The following is a 16,669-nucleotide window of genomic DNA, read 5'->3' as shown; positions in this document are numbered from 1 at the left end:
CCCACCGACAAGGATCGATTCCCCGAACCGTTCACTACCCACCATGCGCACGATCACCTCCACAACCGGACATCATCCACCAGCGGTGATGCATTGACCGGTTGAGACCAAGTTCGTTTTCCGAACACTCGCGTTTCTCATCGCGGGCGAGGATACGTAGAGACTTCGAGATAAATCCCCGGCTGTCGGCGGTTGTGGCAGTCTGCCCTGTGCTGGTGCACACGACACCCCGTTCTGCGGTGCCCAGTGGAAGGCCGGTCAGTCGGGTTCGTTTCCTGACGGGGTGGACCGCAACCACTCGAGCACTTCTTGCACTCGTTCGACGTCGACGCCATACACCGCCGGATGACGCTCAGCTGTCATCCGGTAGATCCCCACGGCTTCCTCGGCCGCGGCGAGGGCTTCTTCGCGGCGGCGCAGCTCCCCCAAATCGACCGAGATGTTGGCCAAACTCATCGCGAGGTCGGGGAGGTAGGCGTCGGGGTGACGCTCGGCCAGCACCCGGTAGATCCCCACGGCTTCCTCGGCCGCGGCGAGGCCGTCTCCGCGGCGGCCCAGCTCCCCCAAATCGACCGAGGTGTTGTTCAGGCTGGTCGCGAGGTTGGGGAGGTAGGCGTCGGGGTGACGTTCGGCCAGCACCCGGTAGATCCCCACGGCTTCCTCGCTCGCGGCAAGGCCGTCTTCGTAGCGGCCCAGCTCCCCCAACCGGACCGAGACATTGTTCAAACTCATCGCGAGGTCGGGGAGGTAGGCGTCGGGGTGACGTTCGGCCAGCACCCGGTAGATCCCCACGGCTTCCTCGCTCGCGGCGAGGCCGTCTCCGCGGCGGCCCAGCGCCCCCAACCGGACCGAGACATTGTTCAAACTCATCGCAAGTTCAGGGAGGTAGGCGTCGGGGTGACGTTCGGCCAGCACCCGGTAGATCCCCACGGCTTCCTCGCTCGCGGCGAGGCCGTCTTCGTAGCGGCCCAGCGCCCCCAACCGGGTCGAGATGTTGTTCAGGCTGCCCGCGAGGTCGGGGAGGTAGGCGTCGGGGTGACGCTCGGCCAGCACCCGGTAGATCCCCACGGCTTCCTCGGCCGCGGCGAGGCCGTCTCCGCGGCGGCCCAGCTCCCCCAAATCGACCGAGATGTTGTTCAGGCTGCCCGCGAGGTCGGGGAGGTACGCGTCGGGGTGACGTTCGGCCAGCACCCGTCGGATCTTCACTGCTTCCGCGATCGCGGCGAGGCCGTCTTCGCGGCGGCCCAGCGCCCCCAACCGGACCGAGATGTTGTTCAAACTCATCGCAAGTTCAGGGAGGTAGGCGTCGGGGTGACGTTCGGCCAGCACCCGTCGGATCTTCACTGCTTCCGCGCTCGCGGCGAGGCCGTCCTCGCGGCGGCCCAGCTTCCCCAAATCGACCGAGACGTTGTTCAAGCTGGTCGCGAGGGCGGGGAGGTAGGCGTCGGGGTGGTGTTCGGCCAGCACCCGGTAGATCCTCACGGCTTCCTCGATCGCGGCGAGGCCGTCCTCGCGGCGCCCCAGCGCCCCCAACCGGACCGAGACGTTGTTCAAGCTGGTCGCGAGGAGGGGTTGGTTGTCGGTGTGGCGGTAGTGCTCGGCGAGGGCGTGAGTGAGGGTTGCGGCGGTAGCGGCGAGTACGCGGGTCTGGTGTGGGATGGCGTCGTGGAGGGTGGTGAGTGTGTCGGATGGGGTGCCGGGGGTGGCGGCGATCTGGTCGAGTGCGGTGATCAGGGGTTCGGGGTTTTCGACGCGGGTGGCGACTCGGACCGCGGCCACGTGCAGGGTGGGGTGCCGCACGCACCAGGTGGTGAGGATATCGGTGGTGGCGGTGAGGGTGGGGTGTGTGGCGGCGCGGGTGCAGACGGTCAGCAGCTGCTCGGCTTCGCCTTGGTCGCCGGTGGTTTCGGCGAGGGTTTCGATGATGCAGTCGCGGGTCGGGTGCAGCATCAGCCTGCCCACGAGTTGTTCGGCGAGCCGGTCGGGTCCCAGTCCGGCGTAGCCGCCGGCGCCCTGGCCTGGGTAGAGGCTCATCAGCCAGTCCCGGATCCTGGTGTGGATCAAGCGCGGCTGGTCGCTGAGATCCGGTATCCGCGTGAGTATCTGCCCGAGTTCTTTGCTGGTGGTGGCGCCGAGCACGATTGTGGCGGCCAGGACGTCCTTGAGTGTGGCGATTCCCAGTTCGTCGAGGTTGTGATGGGTGGCGGTGGCGGTCCAGTAGCGGTTTTCGTGGTCGAGGATCCGGTCTTCGAGGCTGTGCTGACCCGCCGGGGGCGTTGTGGTGGGGTGGTGGGTGTCGAGCAGGTCGGCCAGGGCCCCCATCTGCACCCCGAGCGCTGTCGTGTCGTTGCCGGGATCCCGATACGGGCGGGCCAGCACGCTGGTGGCGGCCCGTGACCATTCGGCTTCGCCGAGTTCGGCGAGCCGGGGAAGCTCGCGCGCGAAGGCATCCACCGTGTCGCGGTAGGTGGCCTGCCGCGATTCGGCGTCGTTGTCGAGGGGGCCCAGGGTGGTATGGCGGGCGCGGGTGGTGATGTCACCGACCGCGTCGCTTGTCGCGCCCAGCTGGGTCCACCATTCCCCGACCGTGCGGGCCAGCAGCACTACCTTGACCGGCCGGTCCCCGACATGAGCGGCCAGCTCGGTCAGCAACACCCCCACTTGCGGTACTCGTGTTTCGGCGTAATCGATCACCACCAGCAACCCTGTCACGACCTGTCCGAGCACCCGCAGTCTTTCGGCGGTGTCGACGGCCGGGTCGAGCCACAGCACCGACCAGCGGCGCGCGGCGAGTTCGGTACCGAGCTGGTGCGCGAGCCGGGTCTTGCCCTGCCCACCCGCACCGTGCACCAACCACATCCCCACCCCGGGCTCGGACGCCCAGACGCGCAGGTCGGCGAGCGCATCGTCGCGACCACGGAACTCGACCACCGCGCGTCGCGCAGTCAGCAACGTCGCCGGAGTGCCCGCCGCCGCGGCGCGAGTCGGGGACTGATGATCGGCCAGATCCTGCAACTCCACCGCCGCCAACGCCAACCCGGTAGGCCCGCAGTGACGTTCGACCACCTCTCGGAATTCCGGTACCTGCAACAGGATGTGGGCAGGGACCACGCCGAGGCCGGCGTGTCCGCGACCGTCGAGATCGGTGGCCACCACACCGGTCAGCAGGCCGCCGCAGTAGACCGCTGCGCCGGAGATCCCCTTCCACGGTGAGTCCCCCGACGCGTTGGGTGGATGTTCGGCCAGGTGCAGGATGTGCCGGTTGTCGACGTAGCCGTCGCCGGGGTTGATGGTGCCGGTCGGCTGCTCGGTCTCCGAAGGCTTCCCGGTGCGCTGGGCGAAATCCGGCATTCCCCAGGTCCGGCACGCGATCCCCGGCTGATGAGTCACGCATCGGCCCCACACCACCTGCCGGACCGGCTGCGGCATCCACGCCGGGTCACCGATCTCGACCAGCGCGGCGTCACTGATCCCGCCCGCGCGCCCGCACCAGGCCACGGCCGCCGTATAGGTGCCGGGGTGGCCAGGCCGGATCACCGTCACCTCGGTCGTCCGCTGTCCGACGACGTGAGCCGAGGTCAAGGCCAGGCCGGGTGCGATCAGATACCCCGACCCCGACCGGCCCGCGCCGGTCACACCGACCAACTGGTTCCACCGCACCCGACCGCCACCTCGACTTCCACTATTCCCCGGCGAACGTTCAGCCCAGCTGGCGGTTACCGCTCGAAGCGCTCCTCGCCAGTGTCGGTGTCGGTGTCGGTGTCGGGAACGCTGTGCTGCTGGTCGCTACCCACCAAAACGTCTCCACCAGAGGGATTCTTCGGGGTCAAGGTCAGGGTGACTCGCTGCTTGCGCGCGTGCCCGGCACCGACCTCGGCGTCACCGGTCACGACCCACGCCTTGAACCCGGCCTTGGCCTTGGCATCACGACGCAACTCGACCTCGAACGACAACTCGATCGGCCCGACCTCGAAATTCAACGGCGCCCCGGTACCCCGCGCCGCGGCGGTCAACAACTCATCACGCAACGCCGCGACGGCGTCCGCCAACTCGATCTCCATGACCACCCTTATCGCTGTCGGTAGCGCCACCGCTACATCCCTTCACATCCTGCACCCACCACGACCGAACACGAAAAACCATGCAAGAACGCTTGTTTGGATATGAGCCCACCTGCATCGGGGCCGCCAACCGATGTTCGGGAAACGTTTATCGAACACCCACTCGCCGGGCGGGCACCGAGGACGGGTTCGCTGTGACTCGCAGCGGTAGATGGCGGTGTTCTCGCACCATCAAGTGGCGCTGATGAGACCGAACGCACTGCGCGTGCACCCGGCCACCTGATCGCGCGGGCGAGCGATATCGGCTGCGATCAAGAGTGCTGCACCGCGATCGCGATCCAGCCGACGCGGATTTGCCCCGGGGAGACTTTCCGAAGCCTCAGTCCCACGTTGTCGCCCGGCCATCCGGTGGGCTCACCGACTCCCCGCCAGCAGAGAAATTCCACGCGCGCAACGGTTGCGGTGACCGTGCCGTCGTCGCCCGAGATCTCGATGACATCGCCGCCGCAGACCGTACCCTGTTCGACGCGACCGCCGATGACGATGCACCGGTTGACCTCGAAGACGTCCTCGACCGGCATCCGGAAAGGCACCTTCGGCTCCTCCCTCATGACGAACAAGTTCGAGCATGTGTGCGCACAAGAATCCTCTTCTCTGGAAACCCCAGGTTCCCGCAGTATCGACGGAAGGCGTATTTCTGGTACGTGATACCCCTCTGATGTACCACTGCCGAGTGAAGCGCGGCCACGGTCGACGCTGGTTAGGTTCGCGCGGAACCTTCAAATCCGCCCCAAAATTCGGCGAGTTCTACCGGTACCCCGAACTACACCCCGAGGTGGATCGAAACGATCGTTCGCGAGACACTCTGTTCCCGCAGGCCGATTGCGTAAAGGTTGCCGTGTACACGGCAATGTCAACCTGTCGGGGGTTCGTAAGACACTCCGTGCCTGCCGAAGCCACCCATGCTCTGCACTCGTTCAGGAGCTCTACTGCTGACAGATTGGTCTGTGACATCACCAGGTGTCACCTCGCGCGAACCGAGAACATGCGGACTTTTTCAGGTCTGGGCGCGCAGGTGCCATCAACCAAACCATTTAATCGCCGACGTCGCAGGCACCAACGGAAGAGAAACGGTCGCGCAGCGACCTGGGGTTTCAATATGTGCAGGTCAGAGTATCAACATTCCCCGACAATGCTGGTTGAGGTCGAACAAATCGCAAGCTATCGGCATGTGAGTCCCATGTACTCGCGAAAGCCATCTACTTCTACAGAAGCCGCCCTGACCTGGGCTTTCAGAGCATTGGCAAGAGGATCTTCCAGATTCGGCGAGTGAGTCTCGTGAGTTACCCATGTTCTTGGGTGATCAGTTGTTGCGTGGGTTCGCGGGGCGCGGGAACTTGCCTTCGGGGAGTGGTGGGGTTCTCAGTCAGCGGGGCATTGCTACGAGGGTGAGCGACGTTGCTGTCGGGCCTGTTCCGTAGCGGCCTGCGCCGCCGGAGAGTTGTTCTGTCAGGGCGAGTGTTGTTGTTACTCGGCCTATTTCGCGGTCGATGTTGTCGACTGTGGTGACTGTTGTCGCGAGGGGGGCCTGGGCTCGGACGTTGGCGATGGGGGCGTTGCCTTCGGCGGCGCCTTGGCGGCCTGCGAGGACTGTGCCCGCGGCTCTTGCTCGGAGGGCGGCGGTGAAGCGGGCGATAGTCGCGCCTTGGCCTGTGTCGGGTTCGACACCGTTGCCGGTGATGACGACGGCGAGTTGCGCGGGTCTCGTCGGGGGGTCGGTGTAGGTGAGGAAGTTGCCGCCTCGGAGCGTTTCGAGGATGAGGGACAGTTCCTCGGGGGTGCTGCGAGGTTGGTTCGATGTGGGGTCTTGGAGTAGGGCCAGGCCGAGGAGGTCACCCGCGAGGCTGCCCTGGTCCACGGCGCCGGTGTTGAGCTGGGCACCTGCGGGGACGATGTTGGTGAGGGTGGAGCGCATGCGGTCGCCCTCCCCCGCGTCGACGACGGAATCGGTGAGGGCGATGCGGCCGGTCACCGTGGCGCCCGCCGTGTTCAGGGACTTGCTCACGCCGTCGATGTCGGCGGGGTCGGCGTCGGGGGTGGTGAGGACGACGACGGTGCGGTCGGCCAGGGTGCCGTTCAGGATGCGGGGGGCCGCGCCCGCGATGAACTGGTCGGCGGCGTCGAGGCGGGCGGTGAGTTGGGCGTTCTGGGCGGTCAGCTCGTCCACCTGGGTGTTCAGGTCGGTTTTGTCCGATCGCAGGCCCGAGATCATGTCACCCGCGAGTGTGTGGGAGCCGAGAACCACACCGACCGCGAGGGCCAAGAAGATCGCCGCGATCGAGATGGCGTGTTGACGCAGCGAGATCACAGCAGACCACGCACCCACAGGACGAAGCTGTTCCAGTACTCGATCGACCGGTCGAGCACCTCCGAGCCGTTGTGCGAGGCCAGGATCACCACCACGATCGCCACCAGCGCGGCCAACACCACCAGCGCGACCGCGGCACCGGTGGAACGGTGCCGGTACAGGGTCGACACCGCGTTCGCGTCGACCAGCTTCGCACCGACCTTCAAACGGGTCAGGAAGGTCGCCGGATTGCTGTCGCGGCGGCCGCGGTCGAAGAAGTCCTCGAGCGACGCGTGCGCGCCGGCCAGCACGATCAGGGACGCGCCGTGATGGTCGGCCAGGATCAACGCGAGATCGGTCGGCGAACCCGACGACGGGAACGTGGTGGCGCCGATACCGAGATCCTGGATGCGCTCCAGGCCTTTGGCATGGCCGTCGGTGTCGGCGGGCAGGATCATCTCGGCCCCGGATTTCAATGTCTCCGTGCTGATCTCGTCGGGATCGCCGACGATCAGGTCGGGCGTGTACTTGAGCTTGCGCAAGGTGTCGGCGCCGCTGCCGACACCGATCAGGATCGGCGCGTACTCCTTGATGAAGGGCTTGAGGCGCTGCAATTCCGCGAGATGGCCCGAGCCGTCGGCGATCACGACCACATGCCGGTCGCGCATGTCCAATTCGATATCGGGCACGCCGACACCGTCGATCAGCAGCGCGCTCTCGGTGCGCACGAATTCGGTGGTGTTGCCCGCGAACGCGTCGAGGTGATCGGCGAGACCGTTGCGCGCCTGCATCATCCGGTCGGCGATGGTCGACTCGTCGAACTCGATGCCCTCGACCAGGACCTCGGGTTCCTTCTTGGTCAGCTTGTCGGCGTAGACGATGCCCCCGTCGATACGGACCTTGGAACCGTCCTTGATCTTGCCGAACGCATCGGAGGACACGGTGTCCATCAGCACGATCCCGTTGGCCACCAACACTTCAGGTCCCAGATTGGGATAACGGCCGGAAATCGACGGTGACGTATTGATCACCGCCAGCACCCCCGCCTCGACCAGTCGGTCGGCAGTGTGGCGGTCCAGATCGGTCTCGTCGAGCACGACCACGTCCCCGGGACCGACCCGCCGCAGCAATCGTGGGGTATCGCGATCCACCCGGGCGATCCCGGCGACACCGGGCAGCGTTTCCGTGTTCCGTGACAACAACGCCGGCATCTTCATGAGGCCGATGATGAAGCGAAACCCTCAACCTTTGGTGGAGGCGCGCCGAATCACCGGTCACGTCATCTACTCGCTGCCCCGGAATCGAGCACGCCGCATCCGCCGTAACAGCCAGGTCGGCACCACCGTGACAACTACCCGTATGCTGCGGGTCACAGACATCTCGGACAGGAGACACATTCATGCCACGCAGCATCGTCGAGACGGTTTTCGACGCACCTCGCGACATCGTCTACCGCCTCTTCACCGAGCGTGAGAGCGTCAGCCCGTACCTGCCGATCCAGGTCAAGCTCATCAAGGCGGGCGACCCGGCCACCGGCGTCGGCGCCCAGCACACGCTCGGCTTCGGCAAGGTGGGCGTCACCGAGGAGATCACCGCGCTGGTTCCCGGCGAGCGGATGGAATACAAGATCATCAAGGGTGCGCCGGTCAAGCGCCACGTCGGCACGATCGACTTCGCCGATACCGCCGAGGGTGGCACCCGCGTGGTGTACACCATGGAGTCCGAGCCGTCGCTGCCCGTGCCCGCGCCGGTGCTGGAGTTCGGGTTGCGTCAGCTGACCAACCAGCTTCTCGGTGGCGTGCGCAAAGCCCTGCGCTGATCGAAGTCGACGTCGCCTGCCGTTACGGTAGGCGACGTCGCTGCTTCTCAGGCAGGCAATCGCTCGGCTCGGGCGGTTTCGAGTAGTTCTTCCGCGTGGGCGCGGCCGGTCTCGGTGTCGTCCAGACCCGCGAGCATGCGGGCCAGCTCCACCACGCGTTCGTCGTCGGTCAACGTGCGAACCCCGCTGTCCACCTTGCCTTTTCCGTCGTCGGACTTGTTCACCACCAGGTGGGTGTCGGCGAAGGCCGCCACCTGGGGTAGGTGGGTGACGACGATGACCTGATGGGTGCGAGCCAAGCGCGCGAGGCGCTTGCCGATCTCCACCGCGGCCCGACCACCGACACCGGCGTCGACCTCGTCGAACACCATCGTCGCGCCGTGATCGGAACCGGCCAGCACCACTTCCAGAGCCAACATCACTCGTGAGAGCTCGCCGCCGGAGGCACTTTTGCTCAACGGCAGCGACTGCGCGCCGGAATGCGCGGAGAGCCTGAATTCGACTTCGTCGCAGCCGTTGGACCCGGCGTGCAGCAGCACACCGTCGACGTCGAGCGGCGCCGAATCCTGCGGGCTTGCCGGCATCGGGCGGACCTGGACTTCGAGGCGCGCCTTGCCCATCGCCAACCCACCGAGCTCGGTGCTCACCGCGGTGGCCAGTTTGCCCGCCGATTTCGCGCGGGCCGCACTCAGTTTGCGGGCCGCCTCGCGCACCTTGACCGCGGCGATCTCGACCTCACCGGCAAGTTTGGCCAGCGCGTCCTCGGACACATCCAGCGAGTCGAGGCGCGAGCGTGACTCGTCGGCCCAGGCGATCACACCGTCGATATCGGGTGCGTACTTGCGGGTCAGCGATTTGAGTTCGGCCTGGCGGTTGAGCATCGAGTCCAGCGCGCTGGGATCGGAGGGCAGTTCCGACAGATAGCTGCTGAGTTCGGTGGTCACGTCGACCACCACCGCGATCGCCTCACCGAGATGCGGAGCCAGCGCGGCCAGCGCGGGGTCGTCGGCGGAATCCAGGCGGGCGCGGGCGCCACCGAGCAGATCGAGCACGCCGCCACCGTCGGCCGGTGCGTCGCTCGGGCCCGACAGCGACTCGTGCGCGGCGACGGCCGCCTCCCGCAGCGAATCGAGGTCGCTGAGCCTGCGGATCTCGGCGACCAGGCGGGTGTCCTCACCGGGTTCGGGTGCGATGCCGTCGATTTCGGCGAGCGAATGCTTGAGCCGGTCGGCTTCCAGTGCCAATTCCCTACTGCGCGCGGTGCGTTCGAGCAGTTCGGTCCGCGCGTCCAGCCAGGACCGGCGATGCACCTGGTACTTGCGCAGCACTGCGGCGACGCCGTCGGCGGCGAACTGGTCCAGTGCCGACAGTTGCTGTTCGGGCCGCTGCAACCGCAACTGATCGTTCTGGCCGTGCACGGTCAGCAGCCGGGAGGTGAACTCACCGAGCACCGCGGCGGGCACGCCGCGCCCACCGAGATGTGCGCGCGAGCGTCCGTCGCTGTTGACGGTGCGGACCGCGATCACGCTGCCGTCCTCGTCGGCCTCGGCGCCCGCCGATTCCAGCACTTCCCCGACCGCCACGCGCGCCGCCTCGTTCACGTCATCGATAACGAAACGGCCCTCCACCACGGCTTTCGCCGCGCCGAGGCGTACCCGTCCCGCGTCGGCGCGCGCACCGCTGAGCAGGTGCAAGCTGGTGACCACCATGGTCTTGCCCGCGCCGGTCTCGCCGGTGAGCACGGTCAGACCGGCATGGAACTGCGCGGTGGCCGTCGAGATGACACCGAGTCCGTCAATCCTGATCTCTGTCAGCATCAGTGCTCTTCCGTTCGCTGTCTGCCCCGCCAGCCGGTGACCGGCAGCTGGAACTTGCGCACCATCCGATCGGCGAAGGGCGCCGAATCGAGCCGCACCCATCGCACCGGGCGTTCGCCGCGCACCACTTCGGCACGGCCACCACGTGGCAACGCGATGGTGCGTCGGCCATCGAGGAAAACGATCGCGTCGTGCCCGGTCGCCACGGTCTCCACCGCGATGAGCGATTCCGGGCTGGTCACCAGTGGCCGCGCGAACAACGCGTGCGCGTTGCTCGGGATCACCAGCATCGCCTCCAGTTCGGGCCACACCACCGGCCCGCCCGCCGAGAACGCGTAGGCGGTCGACCCGGTAGGGGTGGAGATGAGGATGCCGTCGCAGCCGAACGACGAGACCGGGCGTCCGTCCACTTCGAGTACCACTTCCAGCACACCCATCCGCTGGGCGTTCTCGAGGCTGGCCTCGTTGAGCGCCCAGCCACGTTCGACGATCGTGTCGTCGACGCGCACGGTGACATCGATGGTCATCCGGTTTTCCACCTGGTAGTCGCGATCGACCACCTGCGAGAGTGCCTCGTCGAGGTTCTCGGCCTCGGCCTCGGTGAGAAAACCGATGCGGCCCAGATTGATTCCGAGCACGGGCACCCCGCTGGGCCTACCGAGTTCGGCTGCGCGCAGGAAGGTGCCGTCGCCACCGAGGGCGAGCACCATCTCACAACCCTGTGCCGCGGACGGACTGTGCGGCACCACCCGCACCGGATACCCGGCTTCGTCCTCGAACCGGGTGCTGTCGGCCTCGTCGGCGAGCACGCGCAGGCAGATACCGGCTTCGGCGAAGATCTTCGCCACCCGGTGCGCGGTCTCGATGATCTCCGCGCGGCCGGGATGGGCGACGAGCAGGATTTCCCTGCCGCCCGCTCGAGTACTCACTGCGGACCCTCCTCGACAGCGTGCGCGACCATCGCCCGCACCTGTTCGGCGTCGTAGTCGAACGGGCCGACCTTGCGCAGCCACAGGAAATACTCGACATTGCCCGACGGTCCGGGCAGCGGACTGGCGACCACACCCAGGGTGCGCAGTCCGAGCGCGGCCGCGGCGTTCGCCACATCGCACACCACTTCGGTGCGCAACGCCGGGTCACGCACCACCCCACCCGAGCCGACCCTGTCCTTGCCGACCTCGAACTGTGGTTTCACCATCGGCAAGAGATCCGCGCCGTCGGCAGCACAGGCCGCCAGTGCGGGCAGGACAAGTCCGAGCGAGATGAACGACAGGTCGCCGACGACGACTTCGACTGTGCCACTGATGGATTCGGGGGTGATGTTGCGCACGTTGGTGCGATCGAACACCGTGACCCGGTCGTCGTTCTGCAGTCGCCAGATCAACTGACCGTAGCCGACGTCGACCGCGACCACCTCGCGCGCGCCCTTGTTCAGCAGCACGTCGGTGAACCCACCGGTCGACGCGCCCGCGTCCAGGCATCGCTTACCCGCGATGTCGAGCCCCTCCGGCTCGAACGCCGCGAGCGCGCCGAGCAGTTTGTGCGCACCCCGCGAGGCCCACGACACCTCGTCGGCTTCCTCCCGCACGATCAGCGGGGTTCCCGTCTCCACGGCCGTCGCCGGTTTCACGGCCACGGTTCCGGCAATCAGGACGCGGCCCGCACTGATCAGTTCGGTCGCGTGTTCTCGCGATCGCGCCAATCCGCGGCGAACCAGTTCGGCGTCCACGCGCGCTCGCCTGGCCACCTCAGATCTTGTCCACTGTCGCCAGCGCGTCTACCAGCACGTCGTGCGCTTGTTCGAGGATGCGCGCACGGCGGGTGATGTCGGCACCGGTCTCGGTGTTCTCCGCCGGGCTCACGGCGGGACGCGGGCCGAGCTCGGCGAGCAGTGCGTCGACGTCGGCCTTGATCCGGTTCGGGTCGGCCGGTTCCTGATGCGCCTGCCCACCGGGCAGGTGAGCGCCCGGCACGGGAATCCCGGGTCGGGGTGGCTGTGACGCGCCGTTCGGCGGTGAACTCGCAGTACTCATCGTGACGTCAACGCTATCGGATTTCCGAATCGGCTGCGCGCACCCGTACCGCCCGGCCGGGGTGCTGTCGCAACAGTTCCGCGATGTCCGCTGGTTCGGCAGCCTCGGCGAGCACAACATCGTTGAGCACAACATCGTTGAGCGCGTCGAGGGTGGCGGCGATATAGGTAGGGATCCGGGCGGCCGGTGCGCCGATCACCTCATCGAGGGTGCTGACTCCGGTCAACACCAGCAGCGAGTCGAGACCGAGGCCGTTCGCGCCCTCGATATCGGTGTCGAGGCGGTCGCCGACAACCAGGGCACGCCGGGTACCCGCACGCTCGATCGCGTCTTCCATCAACGGGGCGTAGGGCTTGCCCGCGACGAGTGGCTCACGATCGGAGGCGGTGGCCAAGGCGGCGACCATCGAGCCGTTACCAGGAGCGAGACCGCGCTCGTTGGGCAAGGTGCGGTCGGTGTTGGCGGCGATCCACAGCGCGCCGACGCGGAGGGCGTAGGCGGCTTCGGCGAGGTCGGGCCACGCGGTCGTCGGCGAGTGACCTTGTACGACCGCCGACGGCGGGACGTCGCCGAATCGGCGGATGGGGTCGAGACCGACAGCCTTCACCTCGGCGGCCAGATCGTCGGTCCCGACGACGAGCACTTTGTCGCCGGGACTCAGTCGCACGGACAACATGCGGGCGGCGGCTTGCGCACTGGTCACCACATCGTCGGCGGTGGCCGGGTAGCCGAGCTCGTCCAGGTGGTGCGCCACGGCACCGGGGCCACGCGCGGCGTTGTTGGTGACGTAGACGAGCCGCTGTGCCGAATCACCTTCCGGTGCAAGCGCTTTGGGCGCACCTTCGATGACCTCGGGTCCGCGGTACAGCGTTCCGTCCAAGTCGAGCAGCAAAGCGTCGTATTGATCGCGCAGCCGGTTCATCCACCCTCACTCCGTCGTCACTGCCCGGGCCGAACACATCTGCGACCCTAGGCGAAGGCACCGACAACCTCGGTTCCCCTCGGCTGTCGAATAGCACTCGTACCCTTCATGATCGAGCATGCGGTCAGTGTCTGTGCGCGGTGTCCCCGGTTATGTCCTTCACACCCAGCGCGTCGCGGGCGGCCAACGGTGCGCCGGGATACATGTCCCGTTGCGACCGCAGCAGCTCAGCTGCCCGTGAGCGTGCCGATCGAACACCGCCGCGCCACACCGACATGCGTTGTCCTGGTGACCTCGGTCGGCAGACAACTCAGGATCTGCTGACACGCCAAAAGGCCGTAGTCCGGGAACCTAGGCGATTCCCGGACTACGGCCTCGGACTTCTACTGTGCGTCGCCGGTGAGTTCGGTTGCCCGTTCCTCAGCGTCGGTTTCGTCGTCGAGATCGGCCGCCGCGGCATTGAGGAACCACTGCAGTCCGTCATCGGTGCGCCCTGCCGCCACCAGCGCGTCGGCGTAGGCGTAGAACAGGCGCGCAGCGGCGGAACCCGTGCGCGACGGGTCGAGATCGGAGGCCTGCAGCGTCACGACGGCCTGGTCGAACTGACCCAGATCCATGCGGGCGCCCGCGACGACCATCCTCAGCTCGGCCGCTTCGTCACCGGTGAGCGTCTGCGCTTCCTCGCTGCGTCCGAGCTCGATGGCCCGTTCCGGCCTGCCGAGACCGCGCTCACAGTCCGCCATCACCGCGAGCAGCCCGGCACCACCTGACATGCGTCGCGCGGTGCGCAGCTCCGACAGCGCCTCGGCCCACTCCTCGGCGTGATAGGCCACCACACCGGCGGTCTCACGCACCACGGCGATACGGCCGGCCCGCTGCCGCGCGGCCCGCGCGTGTGCCAGCGCCAGGCGCGGGTCGTCTTCGAGCAGCTCCACGGCCATCACCATGTGCCGTGCCACCGAATCAGCGTTGTTCTTGTCCAGGCTCAGCAGGTCGCGACGCACGGCCGGATCCAGATCGGAAGCCTGCACGTCCTCGGGCAGATCAGGCTCTTCGGGACGCGCCGCCCGACGATCGTCCGGCCGGCCACCCGTCGCACGAGCACCTTCACCGCCACGACGACGATCGTCGCCGCCGAAGCCACCCGCCCGTGCCGCGCCGGACTCCGATCCGCCGCGCGAACGATCGTCACGGTCCGACCGAACACCGCGATCCGCGAATCCACGCCGCTCGCCGCGATCGTCACGGTCCGCACCGCGGGAACCATCATCACGGTCGGCACCACGCGAGCTGTCCTGGCGACCGGACTCGCTACGGGCGCGGTCGTCACGGTCGGCACCACGCGAGCTGTTCTCGCGACCGGACTCGCTACGGGCGCGGTCGTCACGGTCCGCAACACGCGGGCTTTCCACACGCTCTGTATCGCCACGGGGGCGGTCGTCACGGTCCGAGGCGCGATCGTCGTCGTCCGCGGGACGCGACCGGTCGACAAGATCGGAGTCGTCGTGCGAACGGTCACTATCTGCCGATTCACGCGGGCCGTCTTCACGATCCGCGGTACGAGGACGTTCGTTTTCGGTGTCGGCGGTCGCGGCCTGGTTGTCCTCGTCGGCTACCCGAGCCTCGGTCGGCTCACGGCGCTCGACAGCGGCGTCCTCGGACTGCTCAGTGGACGCTGTCGACTCGTCGCTCGACGACTTATCGGCCGCCGCTGCGGCGAAATCGGCCGACTCGTCGACCGGGGCCGCACCGTCGTCGATGGTCGACTCGTCGATGTCGGAAGCGGCCGCTGACGAGACGACGCCGAGCACATCGCTTTCGCGCTCCGCGCGCTTCTCACGGTAGGTGCCGTTGAGCGGCTTGCCGTCTTCGCCGACGAACCTGCCCTGGCCGGCCGAGCGGGCGTCACGTTTGAACCCTCCACGGTCATTGTCACGCCGGGGCCCACGATCATTGTCGTCGCGACGCTGGTAGCCGCCCTTGCCGCTGTCATCGCGACGCGGGTAGCCACCTTTGTCGTCGCGCTTCTGGTAACCACCACGATCGGAGCTGCCACCACGGTCACCACCGCGATCGGAGCTGCCGCGCGAACGGTCGTCGCCTTCGTTACGACGGAACCCGCCGCCCGAGCTGCCACGGGGACGGTCGTCGTTGTTGCCGCGATATCCACCACGGTCGCCGCCCCGATCGAAACCACCGGACGAACGGTCACTCCCACCGTCATTGCGCTTGAAACCACCACGATCACCGGAACCACCGCGATCGCTCGAGCCACTACGACCGGCGTCGTCACGGCGCTGGTAGCCGCCGCGGTCGCCACTGTCGCTGCGCTTGAATCCGCCGCGACCGTTGTCATCGCGCTTCGGGTAACCACCGCGATCGTTGTCGTCACGCTTCTGGTAACCACCGCGACCGGCGTCGTCTCGCTTCGGGTAGCCGCTCTTGCTATCGTCGCGGCGCTGGTAGCCACCGCGATCCGAGGAGCCGCGATCCGAGGAGCCGCCGCGATCGGAGCCACCGCGGGGACGGTCGTCGTTGTTGCCACGGTATCCACCACGGTCACCGCCGCGATCGAAACCACCGGACGAACGGCCGCTGCCGCCCTCATCACGCTTGAAGCCGCCACGATCACTGGAACCGCCGCGGCCCGCGTCATCACGGCGCTGGTAGCCGCCGCGGTCGCCACTGTCGCTGCGCTTGAATCCGCCGCGATCGTTGTCATCGCGCTTCTGGTAACCACCGCGACCGGCGTCGTCTCGCTTCGGGTAGCCGCTCTTGCTATCGTCGCGGCGCTGGTAGCCACCGCGATCCGAGGAGCCGCCGCGATCGGAGCCACCGCGGGGACGGTCGTCGTTGTTGCCGCGATATCCACCACGGTCACCGCCCCGATCGAAACCACCGGACGAACGGTCACTCCCACCGTCATTGCGCTTGAAACCACCACGATCACCGGAACCACCGCGATCGCTCGAGCCACTACGACCGGCGTCATCGCGGCGCTGGTAGCCGCCGCGGTCACCACTGTCGCTACGCTTGAAACCACCACGGTCGGAGCTGCCGCCACGGTCGTCACGGTTGTATCCGCCACGCTGACCCTCGGGACGACCGGAGCCGCGATTGTCGTCATTGCGACGGAATCCGCCCCGGTCGGAGCTACCACGATCGGAGTCACCACGACTGGCGCTGCCACGATCGGAGCTGCTCGCGCGGCCGGCGTCGTCGCGCTTGGGATAGCCGCCACCTTCGCCACGGCCCGAGCCGCGATTGTCATCGTGTCCGCCGCGAGGTCGATCGGTCGGTTCGCCGCGCCGGCCGAAACCGGGGGCGTCTCCGTCCCGGCGGAAAGGCTTCCGTCCGTCGTTGTGTTCCGACACGGCGATCCCTCTCTAGATTCCCCGGTCTCCGGGGAGTGTTGTCAATGGCCCCGCCACTAAGAATTCAACCACGGGCGAAGGACGGGGCATCGTCCGCCTGGCGTACCGAACTCGTATCGAGTCCACAAACGCCGATAGGGGACCCAAATAAGGGTCCCCTATCGCGAAGGATGTTCCGGCAGTGTCCTACTCTCCCACACCCTGTCGAGTGCAGTACCATCGGCGCAGATGAGCTTAGCTTCCGGGTTCGGAATGGGACCGGGCGTTTCCCCACCGCTATAACTACCGTAACACTA

The 16,669-nt window shown here is 67.2% G+C and carries 12 protein-coding genes and 1 rRNA gene; 1 reads left to right on the top strand and 12 read right to left on the bottom strand.

The window, feature by feature from the left end; all coding sequences use genetic code 11:
• Nucleotides 1–258: 258 nt before the first annotated feature.
• From ACLJPD_RS32970 to steA, 5 genes are all read right to left on the bottom strand, one after another.
• Entirely contained in the window at nucleotides 259–3,660 is a 3,402-nt protein-coding gene (locus tag ACLJPD_RS32970) for a tetratricopeptide repeat protein (protein ID WP_410877423.1), read from the bottom strand.
• A gap of 56 nt (nucleotides 3,661–3,716) precedes the next feature.
• Nucleotides 3,717–4,061 carry a trypco2 family protein gene (locus ACLJPD_RS32965; protein ID WP_410877421.1) on the bottom strand — a complete coding sequence of 115 codons (345 nt, stop codon included), beginning with the start codon at nucleotides 4,059–4,061 and terminating at the stop codon, nucleotides 3,717–3,719.
• Nucleotides 4,062–4,372: 311 nt separating this feature from the next.
• Nucleotides 4,373–4,642, bottom strand: a complete 270-nt coding sequence (locus tag ACLJPD_RS32960; RefSeq protein ID WP_378652342.1) for a hypothetical protein — start codon at nucleotides 4,640–4,642, stop codon at nucleotides 4,373–4,375.
• A gap of 845 nt (nucleotides 4,643–5,487) precedes the next feature.
• Nucleotides 5,488–6,429: a copper transporter gene (locus tag ACLJPD_RS32955; RefSeq protein ID WP_410877454.1), complete on the bottom strand. Its 942-nt coding sequence runs from the start codon at nucleotides 6,427–6,429 to the stop codon at nucleotides 5,488–5,490.
• Nucleotides 6,426–7,625, bottom strand: a complete 1,200-nt coding sequence (gene steA / locus ACLJPD_RS32950) for a putative cytokinetic ring protein SteA (RefSeq protein ID WP_410877420.1) — start codon at nucleotides 7,623–7,625, stop codon at nucleotides 6,426–6,428. The genes ACLJPD_RS32955 and steA overlap by 4 nt, the downstream gene beginning before the upstream one ends.
• 182 nt (nucleotides 7,626–7,807) lie before the next feature.
• Here steA and ACLJPD_RS32945 point away from each other — a divergent pair, with 182 nt between their 5' ends.
• A complete protein-coding gene (locus ACLJPD_RS32945; RefSeq protein WP_410877419.1) occupies nucleotides 7,808–8,227 on the top strand; it encodes an SRPBCC family protein in 420 nt (139 codons plus the stop codon).
• A gap of 47 nt (nucleotides 8,228–8,274) precedes the next feature.
• Here the strand turns inward: ACLJPD_RS32945 and recN are convergent, their stop codons facing one another.
• From recN to rrf, 7 genes are all read right to left on the bottom strand, one after another.
• Nucleotides 8,275–10,044, bottom strand: coding sequence for a DNA repair protein RecN (gene recN / locus ACLJPD_RS32940; protein WP_410877417.1), 1,770 nt, complete (start codon nucleotides 10,042–10,044; stop codon nucleotides 8,275–8,277).
• Nucleotides 10,044–10,973, bottom strand: coding sequence for an NAD kinase (locus ACLJPD_RS32935; protein ID WP_410877415.1), 930 nt, complete (start codon nucleotides 10,971–10,973; stop codon nucleotides 10,044–10,046). Before ACLJPD_RS32935 ends, recN begins: the two co-directional genes overlap by 1 nt.
• Nucleotides 10,970–11,791 (bottom strand): TlyA family RNA methyltransferase, encoded by an 822-nt coding sequence (locus ACLJPD_RS32930; protein WP_410877414.1) that lies wholly within the window; start codon nucleotides 11,789–11,791, stop codon nucleotides 10,970–10,972. The genes ACLJPD_RS32935 and ACLJPD_RS32930 overlap by 4 nt, the downstream gene beginning before the upstream one ends.
• 1 nt (nucleotide 11,792) lies before the next feature.
• The gene (locus ACLJPD_RS32925) at nucleotides 11,793–12,077 is read right to left on the bottom strand and encodes a hypothetical protein (RefSeq protein WP_410877412.1); all 285 of its coding nucleotides are present in this window, start codon (nucleotides 12,075–12,077) and stop codon (nucleotides 11,793–11,795) included.
• 13 nt (nucleotides 12,078–12,090) lie between these two features.
• Entirely contained in the window at nucleotides 12,091–12,999 is a 909-nt protein-coding gene (locus ACLJPD_RS32920) for an HAD-IIA family hydrolase (RefSeq protein ID WP_410877410.1), read from the bottom strand.
• Between the two features lie 383 nt (nucleotides 13,000–13,382).
• On the bottom strand, nucleotides 13,383–14,411 hold the full coding sequence (locus ACLJPD_RS32915) for a hypothetical protein (protein WP_410877453.1): 1,029 nt from the start codon (nucleotides 14,409–14,411) through the stop codon (nucleotides 13,383–13,385).
• Between the two features lie 2,135 nt (nucleotides 14,412–16,546).
• A 5S ribosomal RNA gene (rrf, locus tag ACLJPD_RS32910) occupies nucleotides 16,547–16,663 on the bottom strand.
• Nucleotides 16,664–16,669 lie beyond the last annotated feature (6 nt).

The sequence above is a fragment of the Nocardia sp. A7 genome, assembly GCF_046549215.1.
Lineage (GTDB): Bacteria > Actinomycetota > Actinomycetes > Mycobacteriales > Mycobacteriaceae > Nocardia.
Note: the sequence above shows the minus strand (reverse complement) of the source record. Positions and strands in the feature narration are given on the sequence as shown.

Coding starts and splice junctions, on each gene's coding strand:
- ACLJPD_RS32965 (WP_410877421.1), bottom strand. CDS start 4,061: ATGGAGATCGAGTTGGCGGACGCCGTCGCGGCGTTGCGTGATGAGTTG.
- ACLJPD_RS32945 (WP_410877419.1), top strand. CDS start 7,808: ATGCCACGCAGCATCGTCGAGACGGTTTTCGACGCACCTCGCGACATC.
- ACLJPD_RS32925 (WP_410877412.1), bottom strand. CDS start 12,077: ATGAGTACTGCGAGTTCACCGCCGAACGGCGCGTCACAGCCACCCCGA.
- recN (WP_410877417.1), bottom strand. CDS start 10,044: ATGCTGACAGAGATCAGGATTGACGGACTCGGTGTCATCTCGACGGCC.
- ACLJPD_RS32920 (WP_410877410.1), bottom strand. CDS start 12,999: ATGAACCGGCTGCGCGATCAATACGACGCTTTGCTGCTCGACTTGGAC.
- steA (WP_410877420.1), bottom strand. CDS start 7,625: ATGAAGATGCCGGCGTTGTTGTCACGGAACACGGAAACGCTGCCCGGT.
- ACLJPD_RS32960 (WP_378652342.1), bottom strand. CDS start 4,642: ATGCCGGTCGAGGACGTCTTCGAGGTCAACCGGTGCATCGTCATCGGC.